This is a genomic window from Actinotignum sanguinis, from assembly GCF_003957255.1.
GTDB lineage: Bacteria > Actinomycetota > Actinomycetes > Actinomycetales > Actinomycetaceae > Actinotignum > Actinotignum sanguinis.
In genome coordinates this window covers 1-23,393 of sequence record NZ_QDIE01000010.1, presented here as the reverse complement: position 1 = coordinate 23,393, position 23,393 = coordinate 1, and the positions used below count along the sequence as shown (strand labels likewise).

The window sequence follows — 23,393 nt, the reverse complement described above, 5'->3', positions numbered from 1 at the left end:
CCGGCGCTTAGGTGAAAGCCAGGCCGCAGGCGGCGGCTAGGCAGGCCACCCACGCCGCGCACAGAACCGCTCGGCCCAGATCCACGGATCGGACCGGGCGGTTTGTGCTACCTACTGTGCTGCGTGGTGTGCTCCCTGGACCTGACGCTGCATTTTCCTGCGCTGCCCGTAATTGTTCGGCAGCCCGGGCGAGCGTCACCCACCGGATAGCGGTGCCGCGCCCGGGACGTGCGGGAAGATCAACGTGGCGGGCTGCGGCCGGGTGACGCGCGGGAAGGAGACGGCGCCCGGCCGCCAGCGCTCCACCGGCCGGGAAAGCTGCCGCATCCCAGTGGTGGCCGCTCCGCGCATGGGTCGTGAGATAAAAGCGGGTGGTGAAGCGCGCGACCGCGCCCCAGGGCAGCCAGATGGTACGCAACGGGTTGATAATGGTCAGACCCTCCGCGTTATAACGCAGCTCGGGGAGGAAAAAGAACGACCACGCCGCTCCGGTTATCCCGGCGGCAATAAAGCACGCGGTGAGGGCGGAGAAAGGCATGGCAACCCCGGCTCCGATAAGGATAAGAGGCGCGAATCCGAGGGCAATGAGGAACCCGCCCTTGACGATGTGGCCGCGCGACCGCAGGATTACTTCGCCGGCTTTCCGCGCGGCTTTGCCGCTGCCGCTATGGTGAGCTGCGTTGCCGGGTTCACCCGCGCTCACAGCGCCACCGACCAGGCAATACCGCCGAGCACCCCGAGTACCCCGGCCACCGCGAAAGCGAGCCGATCCCAGGCCCAGTGCCGTTCCACCCGAGGATGCTCGCTGGGGGCGCCGGTGGGAGCATAACGGGACGCCACCGACTCAATGAACTTCCGCACCGGCAGCGTTGCGGTGGTGACCGTATGATCACCGGAGTCGTGGGCCGGGATTGCCCGGCGGGTATCCGGGGTAGGCCGGCCGACGGTACCGAAGGCGCGGGCGTGGATGGCCGCGCCGTCCGTCGTCGTGATAACAAGACCGTACCCGGATTCCACCGCACGCAAACGCGGGAACGGAACCCGCAGATCGCGGAAGGTATTGCGTATCGTCACCCCGGAACCATCCACGTCCACGCTGGGTAAATAGAAGAGCGCGTACCCGGCCAGGCACATGCCGGCGGCAAACACAGCCGCGGGCGGCAGATAGCCCCACCCGCCCTGCCACACCTGCATGACCAGAGCAATGATTCCGATAGCGCCGCACAGCCCGGCGGCGGGGGCGGCCGAGGCGCCGCGAAGACGATAACGTGCAGACATACGCATATTTTCCCACGTTCGGGCCGCGAATGCGGCCACCTGTGAACGGCGGTGGTGATTCTTGACATGGTGGCACATACGGTGCGGGCCAGGCGAGTAACATTGCCAGGGGTTTGCGCTTGCGCATCCCTCATATCACAACGCCGGCGCGGGTCGGCAGGGAAGTAGGTTATGGATAGTCGCAACGATCTTCGCAACGTTGCCATTGTGGCGCACGTTGATCACGGGAAAACTACGCTCGTGGACGCGCTCATGTGGCAGGCCGGGGCTTTCGGAGAGCGCGCCACCGTGGAGAAAACCGGGGAGCGCGTCATGGATTCGGGAGAGCTGGAACGCGAAAAAGGCATTACCATCCTCGCGAAGAACACCGCGATCCATTACCGCGGGCCGGCGGCGGTCACGGCCGGCGTGCCCGAGGGCATCACCATTAACGTGATCGACACTCCCGGCCACGCCGATTTCGGTGGGGAAGTCGAACGCGGCCTGTCCATGGTGGACGGTGTTATTTTGCTTGTCGATGCTTCCGAAGGCCCGCTTCCGCAAACTCGTTTCGTGCTGCGCAAAGCTCTCGAGGCGTCGCTGCCCGTCATTATTGTTATTAATAAGGTCGATCGCCCGGATGCGCGCATCGCTGAGGTGGAATCCGAAACCCAGGATCTTCTCCTTTCCCTCGCCTCCGACCTGGATCATCCCGACCCGGATATGCTTGATTCCCTGCTGGAAACCCCGGTAATTTACGCCTCCGCGAAAGCGGGGCGCGCCAGCCTCACCCGTCCCGCGGATGGCCAGCTGCCCGAGAGCACCGACTTGGAGCCGCTGTTCGAGGCGATCGTCAACTGCATTCCCGCCCCGCATTTTGAGGCGGATGCGCCGCTGGCCGCCCAGGTCACCAACCTGGACGCCTCGCCTTTCCTCGGCCGTATCGCCCTGCTGCGCATTTATTCGGGCACTATTAAAAAGGGTGCGACAGTTGCGTGGGTCCGCGCTGATGGTACGACGTCGTCGGCCCATATTTCCGAACTGCTTCTTACCGAAGGCCTGGAACGTAAGCCGGCCACCTCTGCCCGGGCTGGCGATATTGTGGCTATCGCGGGTATCCCGGATATTACGATCGGTGATTCCCTGGTTGATCCGGATGATCCGCGCCCGCTGCCGCCCATCCACGTGGATGACCCGGCCATCTCCATGACCATCGGAATTAATACCTCGCCGCTGGCCGGCACCGAAGGCAAGGGCCATAAGCTCACCGCGCGGCAGGTCAAAGACCGCCTCGATCAGGAGCTTGTGGGCAATGTGTCCATTCGAGTGCTTCCCACCGGGCGCCCCGATGCCTGGGAAGTGCAGGACCGCGGGGAATTGGCGTTGGCGATTCTGGTGGAGCAGATGCGCCGCGAAGGTTTCGAGCTGACCGTGGGTAAGCCCCAGGTGGTCACCCGCACCATTGACGGGACGGTATGCGAGCCGATGCAGCGTACCACCATTGATGTGCCGGAAGAATACCTCGGGGCGGTCACTCAGCTCATGGCGGCCCGCAAGGGTCTCATGGAAACGATGGCGAACCACGGTACCGGCTGGGTGCGCATGGAATTTGTGGTGCCGGCGCGCGGCATGATTGGATTCCGCTCCGCGTTCCTCACGCAAACTCGCGGCACCGGCATTGCCGCCTCCATCTCGGAAGGCTACGCTCCCTGGATGGGGGAGATTTCTTCACGGGCCACCGGCTCCCTGGTGTCCGACCGGGCCGGGCAGGTCACCGCCTACGCGCTTCAGCGCCTGGAAGATCGCGGAACTTTCTTCGTCACCCCGGGTCAGGAAGTTTATGAAGGCCAGGTCGTGGGTGAAAACCCGCGCGATGAAGATATGGACGTCAATGTGGTGCGCGCTAAGGAAATGACAAATATGCGCTCGGCCACCGCCGACGTGTTTGAGACCCTGCAAGCGCCGCGACGCCTTACCCTAGAAGAAGCTATGGAATTCGCTGCTGATGACGAATGCCTGGAAGTAACCCCGGAATCCGTGCGGGTGCGCAAAGTTGTGCTGAGTGCGGTGGAACGCGGGAAAATTGCCGGCCGAAAGAAGCGCGCGAAGAAGTAGCCTACGCGTGCCGCGGTGAGCGCCTTGTACGGCCACTACCCGGCCTGCACTGCTCCGTGGCACGCCCGCGCAGACAAGGAGTGAGATGAGGAGGAACCGCGTCCCGCGCCCGAGCGCGCGCTCAGCCGTGCTGGGAGCCGCGCTGCGGAGCTGCACCAAGCTCGCCGCCGGCCTGTTGCTCGGCGCCTTCGCCGGGGCACTGGCCGCGGTCACCCACGCGGGGCTCGCGGGGATTCCCGGCTTGGCCACCGACATCGTCTGGGTCGGTCCGCTCCTCGCCACGCTGCTCGTTGCCAGTGGCGCATCTTTCGCCCGCGATTGGTTAGGATCGTGGTGCTGGGCTGGATTCTGGCTGGGTGAAGTGGCCCTCACCTTCTGGGCTTTCGCCGCTCCCGGCTACGGGGATATCGTGGCTTTTCACGGGGTGGCCGCGAATCTCTGGCTTGTTCTCGCTCCGCTCGCCGGGGCATTCCCGCTGCTCGGCGCCGTGCTGCGCCGCCGGCATTCCACGCCTCCGGGCCCACACCCGGAAGCTGACCAGGCTCAACCACAGGAGGACGCATGCGATCTGAGCACACGCCGCTGAGCGGAGGTCCCGAAACTACCGCGGCGGGCCCCGCGAATTCGGACACGCCTTTCGATACCGGCGAATTTCAGCGGGTAGAGCCCGGCCGCACCCTGCGCTGGCCCTGGATTACCTCCGCGGTTATCGCGATCCTGGCTCTCGCTTATGTTGGTTATGCCTGGTATAGCGCGGATCGGGTGGCTCGGGGCACCACCGTGGCCGGAATCGAGATCGGCGGGATGAATACCGCCACCGCCACCGAGCACCTGAGTGGCGAGGTTGCCGCGCGGGTAGCCCGCCCGGTCGAGGTGGTTGTGGAGGGCACCAGCGTGAACGTCAACCCGGGTGATTATTCCCTGGGTGTGGACGCGGCGGCCACGGTGGAGAGCCTGACCGGTTTCACCCTCAACCCCGTGGAGATTTTCCACCGCCTCACCGGTAGGGGCGAGGTCGCCCCGCGGGTCACCGTGGACGATGCGGCACTCTCCGCCCAGGTGGATACGATTCGTCAGGCTACCGGCGTGGAAGCGCGTAATGCCACCCTCGTGATGGAAGGTACGACGGCGCAGCTCAGCCCGGCGCAGGCCGGGCGCGCCGTCGCCCCGGAGGCCACCCGCGCAGCTCTGATTGAGCAGCCTTTGCGCGGCCAGGAACGTATCGAGCTGGAAGCGGTGCCGTCCGAACCTGCTATTAGCACCGAAGCGGCCGAAAAGGCGCGCACGGAACTGGCCGGCCCGCTGGTCTCCGGTGATCTCACCGCGAAAGTGGGGGAGCGGGCCGTGAACCTCAGCCCGCAAACCCTGGCGCAGGCGGCATCTTTCGTGCCCGAAGGCGCGGCCCTGCAGCTCAAGCTGGATGGCAAGGTGCTGGGGGATGCGGTGCGGGCCGCCGCCCCGGATCTGCTCAAACCGGGTGTGGATGCCCGTATCGAAATCGTGGACCACACCACCCCCACGATTATTCCTTCCCAGGACGGCGTGGGTATTGACGATGCCGCCCTTGCTGCCGGTGCCCAGGTTGCCGCGCTGCGCACCGCTGCCGCCGAGCGCCTCGTGGAACTGAGCCCAGCCTCAATCCCGGCTGCTTTCAGCACCGCGGACGCGGAAAAGCTCGGGGTGAAAGAAGTGGTCTCCGAGATTTCCACCCCGCTCACCAGCGATTCGGTGCGTACCACCAATTTGCGGGTCGGAACTCAGAAAGTCACCGATACCCTGGTCAAGCCCAATGAAACTTTCTCCCTGGAAGCCGCGCTCGGGCCCATTGAATATTCGGAAGGTTTTGTTTCTTCCGGGGTGGTCATGAACGGTTTTAATAACGAGGCCCTGGGCGGGGGACTCTCCCAGCTGGCCACGAACGTCTTTAATATCGGCTACCTGGCCGGTTACGAAGATGTGGAGCACCGCCCTCACACCAAGCATTTTTCCCGCTACCCTATGGGCCGCGAGTCTACGCTGTGGTCCGGCTCCATTGACGTGAAATGGAAGAACACCACCCCCTACGGCGCGGTCATCGATACCTACCTGGAGGGCGGCTACGTGGTCACGAAGCTCTGGTCCACGAAGTATTACGACGTCGAAACCTGGACATCGGAACCGCGCAATTACCGCCAGCCGGTCATGACCGAAGGCAAGGGGCCGGATTGCGAACCCCAGGGCCTGGGCGATCCCGGATTCACCGTGACTGTTTCCCGCACCGTCAAATTGGGGGATAAGGTCGTGGAGGATTCTTCCTATGACTGGACCTACCAGCCCGATCACGGCCGCACCTGCCCGAAGCCGCAGCCGGCCACCCCGCCCGCACCCGCCCCGCAGCCGGAAGGCGCTCCTGCTCCCGCACCAGCTCCAGCGCCCGGTCAGTAGATTTGGTGCTGGGCACCAGCGCGGATTACGGTAGAGGAGGAGGTGACACCGGTGGCTTATGTCATTACCTTGCCGTGCGTCGATACGAAAGATCGGGCGTGCGTGGACGAATGCCCGGTGGATTGCATTTACGAAGGGGATCGTACCCTCTACATTAACCCGGACGAATGTGTGGATTGCGGGGCGTGCGAGCCGGCTTGCCCGGTGGAAGCTATCTACTACGAAGATGATGTTCCCGAAGAATGGTCAGTGTTCACCGCCGTGAACGCCGAATTCTTCTCCGAATTAGGCTCCCCGGGCGGGGCACAAAGCCTGGGGCCCACCGGCACCGACCACCCCTATGTGGCCGGCCTACCGGCGAACGTTAACGACGAATCCTAAGCCGGGGGCGGCTCCCGCGCGGCGCAAGCCGCGCCGCGCGCGCCGTCGTTCCCGCTCTAGGCGCCGTCGCTCCAATCAAGGGTGGTGCGGGCTAGCTCGCGCACCTGCGGCCAGGTGGCCGCGAAGGAGGGGAGCAGCGGGTAGGAGGTGACATCCTCCACGTTCACCCAGCGCAGTTCCATGGATTCCCCGTCGGCTACCGCGTCGATACCGTCGCGGCAGCGCGCCACGAAACTGGTATAGGACCAATCCACATGCGCGGTGGTGAGCTCCCCGCCGCGGCTCAGGTCCGCCGGGGGGATCGCAGTTTCCTCCGTGAATTCGCGCAGTGCCCCCTCCCAGGGCTCCTCGTCCCATTCGCGCGCCCCACCTGGGAAAGCCCAGGTGGCACCGCCGTGGCTCCAGGGGGAGCGATGCTGGAGGAGAATCTGGATGTGCCTGGCGTGGCGCCGGAAGGCTGCAATACCGGCCGCCCCGTTCATACCCCAATGGCGTTTGCCGCAGCCGCACAGCAGGAAACCATCCGCGCCGTGATGGACCGTGCCGTGGTGGCTATCGGCTAAGAAACGCTGCGCGGCTTCCGGGAGCACCCCGAGGGCCGGGCGGGCAGGTCGCGCCCAGAACTGGGTGAAGGACAGGCCCAGCTGCTCCACCAGGGAACGTAGCAACGGCAGGGAAATCCCCACCACCCCGTGATAATCACCTTCGAGGCGGTCAATAAAGGGGCCACCCAGGCCGTCCGCGGTAAAGGAGCCGGCTACTTCCAGCGGTTCACCGGTGGCGATATAGGCGTCGATCTCCGCTTCGCTCAGATGCGCGAAGGTGACCGTGGCCCGGGAAATCCCCGCCAGGGAACGCCCGGAGGGCACGTGAACCAGGCAGTGCCCGGTGTGGAGAATCCCGGAGTTGCCGGACATCCGGGCTAAGCGTTCGCGGGCGACCCGCGGGGAATGCGGTTTTCCGTAAACTTCGCCCTCGAATTCGAACATGGAATCGCAGCCGATCACAAAATCGGCGCGCTGGGCCGGCCCGGGGGTGGCGGCCACATCGCGGGCTTTGGCCGCGGCGAGGGCGAGCACCCCCTGGGAGGGACCTCCGTGCACCCGCGCGAGCAGCGCATCCTCATCCACGTGCGACACCTGCACCAGGGGATCGACCCCCGCGGCCCGCAAGGTGGCCAGGCGTGCGGGGGATTGACTGGCCAAGGCCAGGCGAAGGGAGGGCAGCGCGGCGGTATGCCCCGCGCCGCCCCCGTGCGTAACACCGGTCATAAAAAGGACCGGCCTAGCGGGAGAGCTCGCTGCGCAGCACGTCCAGGCCCACCCCGCCCAGGCGCAGTGCCTTCATATGCCAGGCCTTGAGGTCGAAGTCGGCTCCTGCGCGGGCCCGGGCTTCTTCGCGCAGTTCCTTCCAGATCCGCGCGCCAACCTTGTAGGCGCTGGCCTGCCCGGGCCAGCCGAGGTAGCGATCCAGTTCGTAGGAAAGGAAAGACTGCTCCATGGCCACATTCGCGCGCAGGAAACGCCAGGCGGCATCGTGATCCCAGGCGCCGGTGCCGAACTTGCCGCAGGCCACCTTCCCGGCATCCTTACCTAGGTGCACACCCATATCCACCACGATACGGGCCGCGCGCAGCCGCTCGGAATCGAGCACCCCCATTCGGTCACCCGGATCTTCGTGGAAACCGAGCTCGGCCATGAGGGCTTCGGCGTAGAGCGCCCAGCCTTCCCCGTGCCCGGACACCCAGTAGGCCTGCCGGCGCCACGCATTGAGCTGATCCTTGAGGTAAACGGCCAGGCCCAGCTGGAGGTGGTGCCCCGGTACTCCTTCGTGGTAGACCGTGGTCTTTTCCTGCCAGGTGTGGAATTCCGTGACGCCTTCCGGCACCGACCACCACATGCGGCCCGGCCGCGAAAAATCATCGGACGGGCCGGTGTAGTAGATACCGCCCGAATTTGAGGGCGCAATCATGCATTCGATGGTGCGCATCGCCTCGGGAATGTCGAAGTATTGCGTGGCAGCGGCCATGGCATCATCGGCGGTGTGCTGCATCCACGACCGCAATTCCTCCACGCCGTGCAGGGTGTAGCGTTCTTCCTGATCGAGGCGGGTGAGGGCTTCGTTCACGCTCACGCCCTCCCCGTACAGCTCGCGCGCGATAGCCTGCTGTTCGGCGTCGATACGCTCCAGTTCGTGGATACCCCACTCGTACGTTTCATCCAGGTCGACGACGGCGCCCAGGAATTCGCGCGAATGCAGCGCGTAACGATCCCGGCCCACCGCATCATTTTCGGTAGCTGCCGGGAGGAGGCCCCGCAGTGTTTCGGCCAGTTCCCCGTAGGCGGCGCGGGCCTGGGCGGCACTCTTCTCCAGAGCGCCGGCGAGTTCCGGGGCGGTGGCCGCCCCGCGCTGGGCAAGTCCCGCGAAGCTCCCCGAATCGGAAGCCGCATCCAGGGCTTGCTCCAGGCAGCGTTCTACCTGCCGGGCCGCGAAAGCGGGGCCGGCGGCCGCCCGCTGCGCCAGTGATTCGCGATATCCCGCCAGGGCCCGCGGCACATCGCTCAGGCGCGCGGCAATGGTTTCCCAATCGGAGGCCGTTTCCTGGGCCATCACGTCAAAAACATCGCGAATCCCCTGCACCGGGGATTCAATAACATTGAGCTTACCGACTACTTCGCCGGCTTCATACAGTTCAATTTCCAGGCCGAGGCGATCCCGCAGGCCCGCGGCTGTCACGCGATCAATGGCGTCCTGCTCCGTGAGGTGATCCAGGGCAGCCAAGGTTTCCCGCACGTTATCCATATGTGCGGCAATCCCGGCGGGCGAATAATCATCAAGCTTGGTTTCGGGTGCACCGGGCAGGCCGGTGAAGGTCACCGTTTCGGGTGAGGTATCGAGGACGCGCTGGAAATAGCGATCCGCGAGGGCATCAATATCTGTGTGTTCTCGTTTATTCTCCACTGCTCCAGAATAGCCCGCGGCTACCGCGCACTCCACTCCCAGCAAAATCCCCGGATGAAAACATGGACGTGAGTGTCAAGGATGACTAGTATACTGTGATGGAAGGCACTTTATTTATAGCTGGCGGTTGGCGCTCCCTGTTCTCCTCACCTGAGGCGGCGCCGCGCCGGTGGTGAACAGCTAAGGGAAGGGGCTAGTGTGGCTGAGCAATTCGCAAGCGCGCCGCGCCCCGCCCCCCATCCCGAAACATCGCGTGAGGCGGCTGGAGGAGCGCGCAAACGCTCCGGTATCGGTCCCGGAATCAGCGCCGATCTCATCGCCTACCTCCTCGGGGGTAGTGCCCAGCCCGCTGAAAGCGCGGATCTCAGCGCGGATGATATGGCTCAGTTGCGGCGTAATACCGCCGCGGATCTGCCCCTCGGCCCGGAATCCGGGGTGCCCCGCCCCGGGCATACCGCCCGCATGGAAGCCCCGGTGGACCGTAATTTCGTGCCGAGCCGGGAAACAGCGGCCCGCACTTCGCAGCGCTCGCGGGCCTGCCGCCCGGATGCGGATGGCCGGCACCCGAGCAGCGTGAAAGTGGCGGAATCCGCCGCGCCAGCGGCGCCGTCGTCGCACCGCTACCCGGCCACGCCTCAGCCGCAGGCCACGGCGGATACGGAACCCACCGCGTTCTCCTCCTATATGGAGCATCTTGAAGGCGGGCTGCCGCGCTATACCCTGCGCCAGGCGGCGGAACTAACCAAAATGGACACGGAAGGCGTGCGGCGTTTTTGGCTGGCCCTCGGTTTCCCCACCATCGTGGATGAAGATAGCGAATGTGTTTTCACGGACGGTGATATCGCGGCGATGCGCGCGATGGCGGAATCGCTCGGGGAATCTCCGCTGACGGAATCGGCCCTCACGTCGCTGCTGCGTGCCAGCGCCCACAACGTGGATCGCATGCTGCAGTGGCATGTGGAAACCCTGCTCGAGCTGGCCGAAACTACGGGTGGACTCGGGCCGGTGGATGCGCGGCGCTGGGTGCTTGATCATTTCGCGGATATTGAAGAATTTTTGCGGCGCACCGCAGCATATACCTGGTCGCGGCAGGCCGCCGCGCTACTGCGCCATACCGAAGCCGAAATCGCCCATATTAATGAGGATGATGCCATCCCGCAGATCCCGCGTGCGGTGGGCTTTATCGATATCGTGTCCTTCACGAACCGCACCGAACGTATGACGTCGCACCAGTTCATGGAGTTCATTGAGCGTTTCGATTACACCTGTCGCGCCGTGATTACCGGCGGGGGCGGGCGCGTGGTTAAGTCCATGGGCGATGCTTTCCTCTTTATTGCGGACGATATCGTCACGGGTGCAGATATTGTGTGCGATGTGACCCAGGCTCTACGCGATACCCCGGAAATTCCGGCGGTGCGGGCATCCCTCACCTGGGGGCCGGTCCTGGGGCGTTTCGGTGATGTCTTTGGTCCCTCGGTGAATATGGCCTCCCGGCTCGCGGATGTGGCCTCCCCGGGTACGGTTCTCACCTCGCGGCCGGTGGCCACCGCGCTCAAGGCGGTAGGGGAGAACCGCTTCACTACGATTTCAGTGGGCACTCCTACCCTCCAGGGGCTGGGTGCCACCGAGGTGCTGGAGCTGCGCCGCATCCGCGCGCATTAAGAAGGGCTGCCCTCGCGCGTATCGAGAAGAACATTCCGGTGCTGGCTATGCCCGGTTTCACGCCCCTGGGCAAAGGCCCTGAGTGAAAAAAGAAAATAGCTTAGACTTTCAGTGTGACTACTTTGCTTCTTGTTGAGGACGATGCCGCTATTTCCGGCCCGCTGGCCCGCGCGCTCGGGCGGGAAGGGTACACCGTGAACCTGGTTGCTACCGGCCGGGATGCGCTGGACCAGCTCACCAACGGGGTGGACATTATGGTTCTGGATCTCGGTTTGCCGGATATGGATGGCCTCGAGGTAGCGCGCCAGGCCCGCGGGGAGGGCCACACTTTCCCCATTCTTATTCTTACCGCACGTACCGAAGAAGTGGATATGGTGGTGGGCCTGGATAGCGGGGCGGATGATTACGTCACCAAGCCTTTCCGGCTCGCGGAGCTGCTGGCGCGGGTGCGGGCGCTGCTGCGGCGTACCGAGCAAAGCAATGATCACCTCACCGCCCAAGATATTTCGGTGGATACCGGGGCGCGCCGGGCGCTACGCGAGGGAGTGGAGCTGCCGCTCACCGCGAAAGAATTTGATTTGCTTACCGCGCTGATTCGTCGCGCGGGGGATGCCGTGTCGCGCGAACTTCTGCTCAGCGAAGTGTGGGGGGACGAAAACGGCTCCTCCTCGAAGAAACTTGATATGCATATTTCGTGGTTGCGCCGCAAATTGGGCGACGACGTTGACAGTCCTCGCTATATCTCCACGGTGCGGGGACTGGGCTTCCGTTTCGAAACACATTAAGAAGAACCCATGCGCGCACGTTCTTTGCGGATGACGATCCGCACCGCGCTGGCCGCTATTTTGCTGGTCGGTATCCCGGCGCTGATTATGGGCGGGGTGACGATCCCGCGCAATGCCCTTGATGAGGGGCGGGCCCGCCGGGATATGGTGCTCTTCCTGGGGGCGGAAATCCTGGCGATTATCGTAGCCATTTTGGTGGCGGTGGGGATCGCCATGCGGGTCTCGCGTCGCATTTCCGCGCCGCTTATCTACCTGGCCGCCGCTGCCGAACAGCTGGGAGCGGGAACAACGCGCCCGCAAATGGCACCCTCGGGAATTGAAGAAATCGACCTGGTTTTTGAGGAGATTGCGCGGGCTGCGGATCGCATGGCCGGGCGGCTTTCCGCTGAGCGTCAATTCGCGGCCGATGCCTCCCACCAGCTGCGCACTCCGCTCACCTCGCTATCCATGCGCCTGGAAGAAATCCAGTACCTCAGCGAGGATCCGGACGTGAAAGAAGAAGCTACCCGCTGCCTGGAACAGGTGGAACGGCTCACCGGGGTGGTAACCGATCTGCTGCATGCCTCCCGCGCCCAGGAAAGTGCCACGGAGGCGGTGGCGCTGCAACCTATTTTCACCCAGCAGGGCGTGGAGTGGGAGCGGGCTTTCGCGGCTGCGGGCCGGAAAGTGGTCTTTACGGTGGGCGAGCACGGCCCGGTGCTTTCCGATCCCGGGGCGCTCTCCCAAATTATCGCCACCTGCGTGGAAAACTCGCTGAAATACGGGGCGGGAACGACGACGGTCACCTCGCGTCCAGCCGGCCGGGGTGTCATTATTGATATTAGCGACGAGGGGGAGGGTGTTGCCCCCGAATTCGTGGAAGCTATTTTCACCCAGGGATTTTCCCTGGGCGGATCCACCGGATTCGGCCTGCCGCTCGCCCGCCAGCTGGCGGAACGCAATGGCGGGCGCCTGGAATTATCCCAGGCGCGGCCCCCTATTTTTTCGGTGGTCCTCGCCGCGCTCCCGGCGGCTCTTGACCCGGCGAAGGTCTTTCCGGCGGGTGGGGAAATCTCGGTGGGAGCCCGCAGGCGGCGTTTCTAAAATCCGCGGCGCTACTCGCGCACCCGGAACACCACGTAGCGGTAGAGCACGTAGCGGCAGGCGGTGCCCAAAATTAGCCCCACCACATTGGAGGAAATGTTATCGGCCAGCTGGGAGCGCATATCCAGCACGTAGCGGGAGAACCACAAGCAGCCCAGCTCAATCGCCATTCCGCACAGATTCACCGCCACGAATTGCAGGAATTCACGCATTTTTTCGGTGGAGCGCTGGCTGCGGAACGTCCACAAGCGATTAGCCACCCAGGAGAAAATCACGGACAGCGTAACGGATATGACTTTCGCCGTCATGGATTGGTCGCCTGGCAGCCGCACCAGTCCGGTATGGGCCAGCAGATTGAAAATACCCACATTGACGATATAGGCCCCCAGCCCCACCGTGCAGAACTGCAGGAATTCCACGAGCCACTGCCGGAAGGTCTGGCCCTTGAGTAAACGGCGCAGCAATTTCTCCACCCGGGCGCGGGTGGAAGAACGCGGTGCTGGGGTTGGTTCCGGTGCTGGGGCAGTCATCGAGCTGAGACTATCACGCTTTAGAAAGCGGGAAGCATATCGGCCGGAGTCAGGCTCCCCTCGCGCATTTTCCGGAAGAATTCCGGGGTACGCTGCGGATCGAGGAGCACATTGGACTGCCCGTTAGCTCGGTAATCAAGATCGGCGATGGGGGGAACCCCGGCCAGGCCACCTTCGCCCAGCACGCTCCCGAGCGCCAGCCCGGCCCGCCCCACGTTGTACAGCGAGGTATCGCGATCTACTGTGAGAATGGAACCGGCGGTGCCGACCATGCGCCGCTGCAGCGGGAAATCCACCAGCGTTGCCGGGGTCTTCAGCTTGCTAATCAGGGAGGACACCACCTGGCGTTGCCGGTTGGTGCGCCCGAGGTCACCCAGCGGATCGGATTTGCGCATCCGTGCGAAAGCGAGGGCTTGGGCGCCGTTTGTATTGTGGCAGCCAGCTTCCCACACCATGCCAGAGTCCGCATCGTCCACGTCGTCGTCGTAACACAGGCGCACTCCGCCGGCCGCGTCCACAATCTGCTGTACCCCGGCCATAGAAATCTGGATGTAGTGGTCCACCGTCATCCCGGAGAGCTCCTCAACCGTTTCCACCAGGAGGCGCGGCCCGCCCAGCGCAAAGGAAGAATTGAGCTTTTGTTCGCCCTCCCCGGGAACATTCACGTAGGAATCACGCGGGAGGGAGACCAGCGCGGGCGCCCCGGATTCGGGCACGTGGAGCAGCATAATGGTATCCGCGCGTTCGCCCTCGGTCGGGTCGTCAATGCCGTCCGCTTCGCGCACATCCGAGCCCACAATAAGGTACGTGGTTCCGCTCGTTGCACCGGCCCCGCTCAGCGCATCCGTTCGGGTCAGCTTGGAATTACCGTAGAAGAACAGGTAGGCGGGCCAGGTCACCGCAAGAATAAGAAGCACGACGACGACGCCAGCAACCCAGCGCCACGGATGGCGGCGCCGGGTGCGCCCGGCAGGCGCACCCATCCCGGGCGTATCCGGTGCCGGATAGCGATCAGCGCCGGGATGCGGGTGGGCGGCGGCCGGTGCAGCCTGCGCGGCGGGGCGCGCCGGCGGGTAGGAAACTACCGGGGGATAGGAAGGTGCCTGCTCGAAGGACTCTGCCGGGCGGGCGGGTGCCCCCTGGCGCTGCGGAGCAAAGCTCGGGGGCTGCACGGGGGCGGGCCGGCGCGGAGCTCCGGCGGCCCGGGTAGCGCCCGGAGTATCGGCGTAGTGTTCGCGTGCTTCGGGTGGCACAGTGCGGTCGCGTCCCACCGATTGAGCGCCCTGCGAGGAGGGGCGCGGAAGCTTGCGCTTGGGTGGGAACGACGGCGGCGGGGTAGCCCCATGGAAACGGTTCATACTCAGGGAATCGCATTCTCTCGGGTGCATACAGGCGCCAACTCGGTGCTTTGGGCGGTGGTGGGAGCGAGTGACGCGGGTGCATCGCCCTCCGGCTCCGCTTCAGCTGCCGGGCTTTCGGATGAGGCGGCGGCTTCGGTATCACTACTGGTGGTGGATTCCGCGGCGCTCGCAGGTTCCTCAGCGTCGCCGGTGGCGGCGGCTGCAGCGCTCGCGGTGGCACTGGGAAGCGCATCCGGGCTGCCTTCCGGGGGCAGGCCAACGAAAACGCCGTCGGCATTCTTCTCCGCACGTACCGGAACATCGCGGCGCAGTGCCTCCCACACGTAATCCGCGGAATCGGTGGCGACCACGCGGTTACCCGCCCACGCGAAAGGCATGGTCCAGAAACGAATATTGGCCGGATTGAGGGAGCGCAGCGAATTTGCCAGGCCCACAATATTGTTGATGGAGCCGATTTCCTGAGAGGTTTGCAAGGATTGGGTCGCGGCGTCGAGCAGGCGCATGAGGCGGGGGAAATCGGTGAGGAGATTGGAGCGGAGGGTCTCAGCGGCCACCGCGCTCACCAATTCGTGCTGGCGGCCGATGCGGGAAATATCCGAGCCGTCTCCCACGCTGTAGCGGGCCCGAGCCAGGGCCAGGGCCTGAGTGCCGTTGAGGAGGCGGCAACCGGAAGCGATATCGAGGCCGGCGCGTTCGTCGTACAGATCATCCGCGAAGTACATGGGAACCCCGCCCAGCGCATCCACCGTGGAAATAAAGGAAGCGAAATCCACCACGATATAACCGTTGAAGGTAATGCCGGTCATCTTGTGGAGGGTGGTCATGGTGCAGGCCGCCGCGCTGGCCACATCCCCGTACTGGCCGCCGATGGCGAAAGCGGAGTTGAACATCGTTTCGGGGGCGGGGCGAGTGGTGACCGTTTCCGAACCGCCCGAGGATGTACGAATCGTGCAGGAAGGAATATCCACGAGGGTATCGCGGGGCACGGAGACGATATCCACGCGGCTGCGATCGGCGCTGATATGCATGATCATGGTGGTGTCCGCGCGCATCCCGCCAACTTCTCCCGACTCGCCGGCGTTATCAATATCGGAATCCCCGCTGCGCACATCGGAGCCGAGAATGAGGATATTGAGCGGGCGGCCCGCGGAAGGATCTACCGGTTCTGCCGCGGCGGCGGAAGGAACCAGGTCATCAATATCAGCCCGGGTGATATTTCCCTGGTAGCGCGCCCACGCGGACCACAGTGCCGTCCCGAAAGTGAGGAGGAGCGCGAGCAGCACAAGCAGCACGACCCGCCACCACGAAGAGGTGCGGCGGCCCCCGATCAGATGCGCCGCGGCGCGTGAGTTTTTTGCCACTACCTCATCATAGGGGTTCGGGCGCGTCGCCCGCTGGAAGAAGCGCCGCACTGCGGTGTTAAGCACGGTGGCGCGGGCGGGAGGTGCGTGGCTCGGCTAGGCTAGTGCCATGCGCATTCGTGTCATCACCGTGGCTTTTAATCCCGGGCCGGAACTGGAAGTTTTTCTCGCCTCCCTCCCGGCAGCCCTGCATGACGCCTACGAATGCATCATTGTGGATAACGGTTCGGAGCACGGCGAAGTGGATCGGGTAGCCGCCGTGTACGGGGCTCAGGTGCTGCGCACCGGCGAAAATATCGGCTACGGGCGGGCCGCCAACCGCGGGGCCTGCGATTTCAGTGGGGAATGGTTGGTGGTGGCCAACCCCGATGTGGTCTTTACCCCCGGCTCCCTCGATGCCCTGGTACGCGGCGCGGAAAACTTCCCGCGGGCCGGCGCCCTCGGTCCGCTGATCCGCACGCCCGAAGGGGAGATTTATCCGTCGGCGCGGCAATTCCCGCGCATCGTTTCCGGGGTGGGGCACGCGCTGCTGGGGAATGTGTGGCCGAATAATCCCTTCTCTCGCTCCTACCGCTCCAATGCGGATGTCACCCGGGCTCATCCGGTGGACTGGCTTTCCGGCGCCTGCCTGCTGCTGCGGCGCGAAGCTTTCGAAGCCGTGGGTGGTTTCGATGATTCCTATTTCATGTTCTTTGAAGATGTGGCCCTGGGGGAGGCCCTGGCCCGGGCGAGGTGGCAATCGGTTTTCTTCCCCGCGGCGGAGGTTATCCATTCCCAGGGTGCCTCCTGGAAAGATCAGCCGGCTGCCATGCTGCGGGAACATCACCGCAGCGCGGCGCATTATATCGATAGTGTCTACGCACGCCCCTGGCAGGCGCCGCTGCGCTGGGCGATCCGGGGTGGGCTCGCGCTGCGCGCCCAGATGCACGTGCGGGCGGCGCGCGCGGCGCGTCGTCGTTCCCGCTAACTAAAGCGTATTAAAATCAGAGTGGAGCTGCGAATATCCGCGAGGCAGTTCCACACCGCGCTCCGTGGCCTCAATGAAATGACATTGATGTATTTTTATGAGGTTAAAGTAAAGCGGAGTTAAGGGTGTGAAAGTTGGGACTTTTGCCGTAAGGTAAGTCTGGAAGCTGCCCGCATGACTTCGTATCGTCACGGGCAGCGTGAACCGGAGGGAAATATGACCAAACGTCGCGGCCTTGTTCTTGGAACCGTGCTCGCAGTAGCGGGTGCGGGTCTTGCCGTCCCGATTGTGGGCTACGCTTTTGCCGAGAACGATGATGCACAGGGCAGTATTGTTATTCCACTCACCACGGTAGCGGGAGCCTTAACCACTACCGCCACCGCGCAGCTGGAGGAAAACGTGGAGGGCACGCCCGGCTCCGGCAAGGAAACTGAGCCGCGCGAGGTATCGCAACCCAGCGAGGAAGCCGAAGCCACCCGGGAGGCGAGTGCCGCCCGCGCGGGCGCCGTCGTACCGAATGCGGTGCGCGCCCACGCGCTGCGCGCAGACAATAGCGGTGCTGAAAACGCGGAGGCAGAGAAGGAAGCCGCGCCGGGAACGGACGCGGGCAACACCGCAACCGGTGCTGAGCTGGGCGATAGCTACGCGGTATTTACCAGTCCGGTGCGGGTGGACGAGCCTTTCGCGGTGGCGGGGCTGACCTGGAACCGCGGCGAAACGCTACCCGAGGGTGCCTCCATTGAAATGCGCACCCTGGACGGGCAGCAGTGGTCGGATTGGTACGAAGTGGGCGAGGAATCGCAAACTGAGCGCGAACGGCCCGGAACGGAATATAACGTCTCTGGGGAATCCACCGGCATTCAGGTGCGTATCACCCAGGGCGAGGGTCCGCTGCCCGCCGGCCTGCGCATCGATATCGCCTATACCGCCGAGGGTGATACCGTCGAGGTGGAGGAGGCCGAAACCGCGCCGATTCTGCCCGAACGCGGCACCGAAACCGATCCGGTGGTCAATCCCGAAGAGGGCGAAGAAGAAATTCCGGCCGTGGGTGCGTCGCTTTCCGCCGCCCGCGCCGGAGGCACCCTCGAGCAGGGCAGCGTGGTTGCGAACGGCCTGCTGCCCACCTCCCGCGATTGGACCAACCGCATCGGCACCCGCGGGATCCATACCCGGGCCGATTGGGGTGCGGATCGTTCCCTCATGACCTGGCCGGTGGAATACGCGCCCTTCCAGGGAATGGTCATCCATCACACCGCCGGCTCGAATAATTACAGCCAGGCCGGGGTGCCGAACGTTATCCGCGGAATCTACGCTTTCCATGCCGTCACCCGCGATTGGGGCGATATCGGCTATAACGTGATCGTCGATAAATACGGCGGCAAGTGGGAAGGTCGCTACGGCACGCTGCAATCCCAGGACGGCACCATGGCCATTGGTGCGCACGCCGCCGGGCGCAATACCGGCACGATGGGCGTCTCCGTGCTCGGCACATTTACCGCGGATCACCGCCCCTCGCAAACTATTCTCAACACGCTCGCGGATGTGGCCGGCTGGAAATTCGCGCTCGCGGGCCTGGACCCGCGCGGCACCACCTCGCTGACCATCCCGCAGCGCAATAATTCGGCGCGTTACCGTTCCGGTGAAGCTATGCCGCGTATTGTGGGGCACCGCGATGTGGGCAATACTTCCTGCCCGGGCACGATCTACGATTCCATCGGTTCCATTCGTGAGAACGCCTACCGTATCTATACGCAATTGCGTTCCGGTGGTGGTACGACGACGCAGCCCGCGCCGCGCCCCACCCAGCCACCGGCACCGCGCCCGCCCGCCCCGCCGGCTCCCGCGCCGAGCAACCCGCGGCCCTCCTCCCACGTGGCGCCTTTCCCGCCGCGCTTCTTCCTCGCTAATGGCTGGGGACGCACCGCCGATATTGTGATGGACTACGGCCTGCGCGGCGATGAAATCCTCACCGGCGACTGGAACGGCGACGGGCGCGATACCCTGGCGATTCGCCGCTCCAATATTTTCCACGTGCGCGATAACCTCACCTCCGGGGTTGCCACCCGGGTCTTTAGCTTCGGGCGCGCCGGCGATGAAGTCTATGTGGGCGATTGGAACGGGGACGGTGTGGACACCTTCGCGGTGCGGCGCGGCAACCTGCTCCTCGTGCGCAATTCCCTCACGTCCGGCCCGGCCGATGCGGTTTACTGCTTCGGTAACCCGGGGGATACCTGGCTGGTGGGCGATTGGAACGGGGACGGCGTGGACACCCTGGCGGTGCGGCGCGGCAATGTCTTTGTCTTTACGGATAACCTTGCCACCAGCGCAGTTTCCGCGGAAATGGCCTACGGAAACCCGGGTGACGAGGTGCTCGCCGCGAAGATTGAGCCCCAACGCTCCACCCTCGTGGTGCGCCGCGGAAATGTGTACGTGGTGCGCGGTCCGCTCAGCGGCCCGGAAGTAGTAGAAGATGTTACGTACGGGCGCCACAGCGATATGGTCATTTTCGGTGATTGGGATGGCCAGGGGGGCCAGACCCTCGGGGTGGTGCGCTCGCGGTAAAGCGAGAGCATCAGCCTTACAAGGTACGGGCCGGGGAAACTTCGCTGCGAAGCGAATATCCCCGGCCCGTTACGTATAAGTACGTAGATGCAGTGCTCGCTGTGCCCGAGCGCGCTAGTCCCGCCCGAAAATATCGCGGGTGAGCACCGGCGTAGAGGTTTCCGGCATGGTGCCGTCCAGGCGATTCGTGATGATCACGTCCGCGCGATCCTGGAATTCCTCCCAGGAATCCAGAACCGGAATATCCCCGAGGGCGCCCGGCGCCAGTGCCGGATCGTAAACGAGCACCCCCACACCGCGCGCGTGCAACTGCGCCGCGAGGCTCAGAGCGGCCGAAGCCCGGTGATTATCCGAACCTGATTTCATCGCGACCTTATAGATGCCCACCGTGGCGTAGCCGGCCGAGGCGAGGCGGCTAGCGAGGAATTCAATTCGGGTGTCATTGGATTCCACGATCGCGGACACGAGATTTTCGGGCACGCCCTGGAAGTCCGCGCGTAATTCCTTGGTGTCCTTGGGCAGGCAGTAGCCGCCGTAACCGAAAGAGGGATTATTGTAATGATCCCCGATGCGCGGATCCAGACCCACCCCGCGGATAATCTCCGCGGCGTTGAGGCCGCGCGCCAGCGCGAAAGAATCAAGCTCATTGAAATATGCGACCCGCATAGCCAGATAGGTATTGGAGAAGAGCTTGATCGCTTCGGCTTCCCGGGTTCCCACCTGGATAATCGGGACGTCGCGCGCCTCGGCTCCCTCGCTTAGCAACTGGGCGAAGTGGGCGGCTGCGGCGTCGTCGCCCGAAACAACAATGCGGGACGGGTTGAGATTATCTTGCAGCGCTTTACCCTCACGTAAAAACTCCGGGGAAAAGACGATGCGGAGTTGCGGGAACGTTTCTTGCATCCGCGCGGTAAAACCGATGGGGATAGTGGATTTAATAACGACGACGGCGCTGGGATTCGCCTCAGCTACCTGCGCGATTGCACTCTCCACCGAGGCCGTATCGAAGGCATTGGTCTCTGTATCGTAATCGGTGGGGGTGGCGATAACGGCGTAGTCAGCACCCGCCAGGGCCTCAATATTTGAGGTGGTAGCACGCAGCGAAAGAGGCTTGGTAGCGAGGAATTCTTCGATTCTGGCATCTTGGATCGGGGAGGTGCGGGCGTTAATCGCATCCACTTTCGCGGGATTCAGATCCGATCCGACAACATCGTGGTGTTGGGCAAGAAGGACGGCGTTGGCCAAGCCCACGTAGCCCAGCCCGATCACAGCAATCTGCATGATGCTCCTAGCTCTTGGGTTGCGTACAGTATAGCCGGCCTGCCGCGCCCGGGCCGGTGGGACACGGAGAAACGCGCGGGTAGGCTTCCACGAATAGCGCTGCCCCGCTCGCGCTCCGGGGCACTCACGGTGCCAAGCGGAGAATGATGCGAGCGGGGCAGCGGCACAGGCGGCGCTTTAGTGGCCGGTCTTGGCGTACTTAGCCTCCACGGCTTCCTTCTGCGGGCGCCACCACTCTTCATTGGCCTTGTACCATTCCACGGTGTCATGCAGACCCGCGGCGAAGTCCTTGAACTTCGGCTGCCAGCCGGTTTCTTCCACCAGCTTGGAGTTATCGATGGCGTAGCGCTGATCGTGACCGGGGCGGTCATTCACATGATCGAAATCATCGGGTTCGCGACCGAATTCCTGGAGAATCATCTTGACGACCTCGAGGTTATTCTTTTCGCCATCCGCGCCGATGAGGTAGGTTTCCCCGATCCGGCCCTTGTTGATGATCTCCCACACGGCCACATTGTGATCGCGCACGTGGATCCAATCGCGCACCTGGAGGCCGGTGCCGTAGATACGCGGGCGGATACCATCCAGAAGGTTGGTGACGGTACGCGGAATGAATTTCTCCACGTGCTGATAGGGACCGTAGTTATTCGAGCAATTGGAAATTGTGGCTTCCACCCCGAAGGAACGCACCCAGGCACGCACCAGCAGGTCCGAGCCGGCCTTGGAAGCCGAATACGGGGAGGAAGCGATATAGGGATCGCCATCCTGGAAGCGGCGCGGTTCGTCAATCTCCAGGTCCCCGTACACTTCGTCGGTGGAAATATGGTGGAGGCGCACGCCGTGGCGCCGTACTGCTTCCAGAATCGTGTAGGTGCCCACCAGGTTGGAGCGGATGAAGGGGGAGGGATCAACGAGAGAATTATCGTTGTGGGATTCCGCCGCGAAATTCACCACCAGATCGCAGTCCTTGACCAGGGGATCAACGGTATCCATATCCGCAATATCGCCCTGGACCAGGGTGACGCGGTCCAGGCCCTCAATGGACTTGGGATTACCCGCGTACGTGAGTTTATCCAGGACGACAACTTCGGCATCCGGATAATCTTCAACGGTTTGGTGAACGAAATTCGCGCCAATAAATCCGGCACCGCCGGTAACCAGGACACGCATATTATTCCTTTCGTGGGTCAGTTCGTGGCTAATTCTACCCGGAACTACGGGGTAAAGAGTGAGCACACCCTTCTTAATTGGAGTACGTCAGAGGCGATCTCCACCATTGTGCCCCCTGTAGGGTTTAGGCTGGAACTATCGTCCACGCATCGCGGCCTGGGCCCATCCACCATGCCGGGGCGCGAACAACCCGAGGAGGTTCTCTTGGAGAGGTATTCACACGCGCGTAACCGCACCGCAGGATTGCTGCTTGGCATCATCGCAGTGCTGGCGCTTATCGTGAGCTCGCTGGGACTCATGCCGGCAGCGCAGGGCGCTCCCGCTCTGGACGAGGGCGCAGGGAACTACTATTTCTTCAAAAACTCTCTTACCTCGGGTAAAGCCGACGTGGAGATGTCCTACGGGCGGCATACCGATGTGGTATTTTCCGGGGATTGGAACGGCGATGGCCGCGACACCCTCGGCGTGAACCGCGGCTCTGATTTCTATATGAAAAACAACTTCTTGTCCGGAGATGCGGATATCCACTTTAAATTCGGGCTGCCCACCGATCAATTCCTCATCGGTAATTGGGATGCGGTGGTGGGCGATACCGTTCTTATTCGCCGCGGCAATACGTATTTCGTGCGCAATGAGCTCACCACCGGGGGTGGGGAACATACCTTCACCTTCGGTGAGCCCGATGATGAAGTAATCGCGGGGGATTGGAACGGGGACGGTACCGATACCCTCGCTATTCGGCGCGGCAATATGTTCTACGTCAGCAATGTTCTTGACGATGACGAGAATTTCACGGTTTTCTCTTTCGGGCGCCACGGGGATACCGTTCTGGTCGGTGACTGGGATGGCGATGGTATCGATAGTTTCGCGGTGCGCCGTGGCAATATGTACTACGTCAATAATTCCACTGTTTCCGGTGGGGATGCCTCCACGGAATTCTCCTACGGGCGCCACGGAGATAACGTGCTGGTGGGTGACTGGGACCGCGATGGTGTAGACACCCTGGCGGTGCGCCGCGATTACGTACCGCCGGCCCCCAATAGTCAGCGCCCGCCCAACCTTGGTCCCAATTCCGGCGGATACCCCATTCTGGTCTACGGAACATTACGTCAGGGCGAAGAAGCTGCCTACGTTGTTAATAACTACTCCGGGATCAAAGAAAGCTCCGTGCCGGATTATGAACTGTGGATCACCGGTCCGCGGTGGAATCCGTGGCCGTGGGCCCTTCCCGGCCCGCACGGGCTGCGCGGGGATCTCCTCACGTATGGACCGTGGAATTATGACGCAAAAATGGCGCAAATGGATGATTGGGAAGGTTATGTTCCGGGCGGGAACCCCAACCACATGAATTACACCCGTGACCTAGTGCACCGTCCGCGATTTAGGTTTCCGGTTATGGGGTGGGGGTTTGTTCTAAGACTGTTCTCGCGCGTGCTATTTTCTCCAGGAGGCTATCCACGTCAGCTACCCACGTGAATGGTGTGGCGGTAAGG

At 63.4% G+C, this 23,393-nt stretch carries 19 protein-coding genes; 10 read left to right on the top strand and 9 right to left on the bottom strand.

Annotation, left to right across the window (positions count from 1 at the left end; genetic code table 11):
• Positions 1 to 7 precede the first annotated feature (7 nt).
• On the bottom strand, positions 8 to 703 hold the full coding sequence (locus DDD64_RS03910) for a hypothetical protein (RefSeq protein ID WP_126135117.1): 696 nt from the start codon (positions 701 to 703) through the stop codon (positions 8 to 10).
• On the bottom strand, positions 700 to 1,278 hold the full coding sequence (locus tag DDD64_RS03905) for a PH domain-containing protein (RefSeq protein WP_164545907.1): 579 nt from the start codon (positions 1,276 to 1,278) through the stop codon (positions 700 to 702). The genes DDD64_RS03910 and DDD64_RS03905 overlap by 4 nt, the downstream gene beginning before the upstream one ends.
• A 171-nt stretch (positions 1,279 to 1,449) precedes the next feature.
• Between DDD64_RS03905 and typA the strand changes: the two genes are divergently transcribed.
• The 4 genes from typA (at position 1,450) to fdxA (ending at position 6,177) form a co-directional block, all read left to right on the top strand.
• A complete protein-coding gene (gene typA / locus DDD64_RS03900) occupies positions 1,450 to 3,372 on the top strand; it encodes a translational GTPase TypA (protein WP_126135115.1) in 1,923 nt (640 codons plus the stop codon).
• 85 nt (positions 3,373 to 3,457) lie between these two features.
• Positions 3,458 to 3,958: a hypothetical protein gene (locus tag DDD64_RS03895; protein ID WP_126135114.1), complete on the top strand. Its 501-nt coding sequence runs from the start codon at positions 3,458 to 3,460 to the stop codon at positions 3,956 to 3,958.
• Positions 3,934 to 5,796, top strand: coding sequence for a VanW family protein (locus DDD64_RS03890; RefSeq protein WP_241227362.1), 1,863 nt, complete (start codon positions 3,934 to 3,936; stop codon positions 5,794 to 5,796). The genes DDD64_RS03895 and DDD64_RS03890 overlap by 25 nt, the downstream gene beginning before the upstream one ends.
• 51 nt (positions 5,797 to 5,847) lie before the next feature.
• Positions 5,848 to 6,177 (top strand): ferredoxin, encoded by a 330-nt coding sequence (gene fdxA, locus DDD64_RS03885; protein ID WP_126135113.1) that lies wholly within the window; start codon positions 5,848 to 5,850, stop codon positions 6,175 to 6,177.
• 56 nt (positions 6,178 to 6,233) lie between these two features.
• Here fdxA and DDD64_RS03880 read toward each other — a convergent pair whose 3' ends face one another.
• Positions 6,234 to 7,448: a Maf family nucleotide pyrophosphatase gene (locus DDD64_RS03880; protein ID WP_126135112.1), complete on the bottom strand. Its 1,215-nt coding sequence runs from the start codon at positions 7,446 to 7,448 to the stop codon at positions 6,234 to 6,236.
• A gap of 13 nt (positions 7,449 to 7,461) precedes the next feature.
• Entirely contained in the window at positions 7,462 to 9,138 is a 1,677-nt protein-coding gene (locus DDD64_RS03875) for a DUF885 domain-containing protein (RefSeq protein WP_241227361.1), read from the bottom strand.
• Between the two features lie 198 nt (positions 9,139 to 9,336).
• Here DDD64_RS03875 and DDD64_RS03870 point away from each other — a divergent pair, with 198 nt between their 5' ends.
• The 3 genes from DDD64_RS03870 to DDD64_RS03860 all read left to right on the top strand — a co-directional run bounded on the left by DDD64_RS03870 (position 9,337) and on the right by DDD64_RS03860 (position 12,668).
• Positions 9,337 to 10,800, top strand: coding sequence for an adenylate/guanylate cyclase domain-containing protein (locus DDD64_RS03870; protein WP_126135111.1), 1,464 nt, complete (start codon positions 9,337 to 9,339; stop codon positions 10,798 to 10,800).
• A 113-nt stretch (positions 10,801 to 10,913) separates the two neighbouring features.
• Positions 10,914 to 11,585 carry a response regulator transcription factor gene (locus DDD64_RS03865; RefSeq protein WP_126135110.1) on the top strand — a complete coding sequence of 224 codons (672 nt, stop codon included), beginning with the start codon at positions 10,914 to 10,916 and terminating at the stop codon, positions 11,583 to 11,585.
• A 9-nt stretch (positions 11,586 to 11,594) separates the two neighbouring features.
• Complete coding sequence (locus DDD64_RS03860) at positions 11,595 to 12,668, top strand: sensor histidine kinase (protein ID WP_126135109.1); 1,074 nt, start codon at positions 11,595 to 11,597, stop codon at positions 12,666 to 12,668.
• Positions 12,669 to 12,679: 11 nt separating this feature from the next.
• Here DDD64_RS03860 and DDD64_RS03855 read toward each other — a convergent pair whose 3' ends face one another.
• The 3 genes from DDD64_RS03855 to DDD64_RS03845 are packed head-to-tail and all read right to left on the bottom strand — an operon-like array spanning position 12,680 to position 15,920.
• On the bottom strand, positions 12,680 to 13,198 hold the full coding sequence (locus DDD64_RS03855) for a GtrA family protein (protein WP_126135108.1): 519 nt from the start codon (positions 13,196 to 13,198) through the stop codon (positions 12,680 to 12,682).
• A 20-nt stretch (positions 13,199 to 13,218) separates the two neighbouring features.
• On the bottom strand, positions 13,219 to 14,556 hold the full coding sequence (locus tag DDD64_RS03850) for an LCP family protein (protein ID WP_241227360.1): 1,338 nt from the start codon (positions 14,554 to 14,556) through the stop codon (positions 13,219 to 13,221).
• Between the two features lie 2 nt (positions 14,557 to 14,558).
• Complete coding sequence (locus DDD64_RS03845) at positions 14,559 to 15,920, bottom strand: LCP family protein (protein WP_241227359.1); 1,362 nt, start codon at positions 15,918 to 15,920, stop codon at positions 14,559 to 14,561.
• A 109-nt stretch (positions 15,921 to 16,029) separates the two neighbouring features.
• Here DDD64_RS03845 and DDD64_RS03840 point away from each other — a divergent pair, with 109 nt between their 5' ends.
• Together DDD64_RS03840 and DDD64_RS03835 are read left to right on the top strand one after the other, a co-directional pair.
• A complete protein-coding gene (locus DDD64_RS03840) occupies positions 16,030 to 16,887 on the top strand; it encodes a glycosyltransferase family 2 protein (protein ID WP_126135106.1) in 858 nt (285 codons plus the stop codon).
• Between the two features lie 174 nt (positions 16,888 to 17,061).
• The gene (locus DDD64_RS03835) at positions 17,062 to 19,449 is read left to right on the top strand and encodes an N-acetylmuramoyl-L-alanine amidase (protein ID WP_126135105.1); all 2,388 of its coding nucleotides are present in this window, start codon (positions 17,062 to 17,064) and stop codon (positions 19,447 to 19,449) included.
• A 114-nt stretch (positions 19,450 to 19,563) separates the two neighbouring features.
• Here DDD64_RS03835 and DDD64_RS03830 read toward each other — a convergent pair whose 3' ends face one another.
• Both DDD64_RS03830 and rfbB read right to left on the bottom strand, forming a co-directional pair.
• Positions 19,564 to 20,730 carry a nucleotide sugar dehydrogenase gene (locus DDD64_RS03830; RefSeq protein ID WP_126135104.1) on the bottom strand — a complete coding sequence of 389 codons (1,167 nt, stop codon included), beginning with the start codon at positions 20,728 to 20,730 and terminating at the stop codon, positions 19,564 to 19,566.
• A gap of 177 nt (positions 20,731 to 20,907) precedes the next feature.
• Positions 20,908 to 21,900, bottom strand: a complete 993-nt coding sequence (gene rfbB / locus DDD64_RS03825) for a dTDP-glucose 4,6-dehydratase (RefSeq protein ID WP_016443166.1) — start codon at positions 21,898 to 21,900, stop codon at positions 20,908 to 20,910.
• A 204-nt stretch (positions 21,901 to 22,104) separates the two neighbouring features.
• On the opposite strand from rfbB, the gene DDD64_RS03820 reads away from it, so the two are divergent.
• On the top strand, positions 22,105 to 23,376 hold the full coding sequence (locus DDD64_RS03820; protein ID WP_164545906.1) for a gamma-glutamylcyclotransferase: 1,272 nt from the start codon (positions 22,105 to 22,107) through the stop codon (positions 23,374 to 23,376).
• The last annotated feature ends 17 nt before the right edge of the window (positions 23,377 to 23,393 follow it).

Coding starts and splice junctions, on each gene's coding strand:
- DDD64_RS03830 (WP_126135104.1), bottom strand. CDS start 20,730: ATGCAGATTGCTGTGATCGGGCTGGGCTACGTGGGCTTGGCCAACGCC.
- DDD64_RS03855 (WP_126135108.1), bottom strand. CDS start 13,198: ATGACTGCCCCAGCACCGGAACCAACCCCAGCACCGCGTTCTTCCACC.
- DDD64_RS03860 (WP_126135109.1), top strand. CDS start 11,595: ATGCGCGCACGTTCTTTGCGGATGACGATCCGCACCGCGCTGGCCGCT.
- rfbB (WP_016443166.1), bottom strand. CDS start 21,900: ATGCGTGTCCTGGTTACCGGCGGTGCCGGATTTATTGGCGCGAATTTC.
- DDD64_RS03850 (WP_241227360.1), bottom strand. CDS start 14,556: ATGAACCGTTTCCATGGGGCTACCCCGCCGCCGTCGTTCCCACCCAAG.
- DDD64_RS03905 (WP_164545907.1), bottom strand. CDS start 1,278: ATGTCTGCACGTTATCGTCTTCGCGGCGCCTCGGCCGCCCCCGCCGCC.
- typA (WP_126135115.1), top strand. CDS start 1,450: ATGGATAGTCGCAACGATCTTCGCAACGTTGCCATTGTGGCGCACGTT.
- DDD64_RS03840 (WP_126135106.1), top strand. CDS start 16,030: ATGCGCATTCGTGTCATCACCGTGGCTTTTAATCCCGGGCCGGAACTG.
- DDD64_RS03890 (WP_241227362.1), top strand. CDS start 3,934: ATGCGATCTGAGCACACGCCGCTGAGCGGAGGTCCCGAAACTACCGCG.
- DDD64_RS03835 (WP_126135105.1), top strand. CDS start 17,062: ATGACTTCGTATCGTCACGGGCAGCGTGAACCGGAGGGAAATATGACC.
- DDD64_RS03880 (WP_126135112.1), bottom strand. CDS start 7,448: ATGACCGGTGTTACGCACGGGGGCGGCGCGGGGCATACCGCCGCGCTG.
- DDD64_RS03895 (WP_126135114.1), top strand. CDS start 3,458: ATGAGGAGGAACCGCGTCCCGCGCCCGAGCGCGCGCTCAGCCGTGCTG.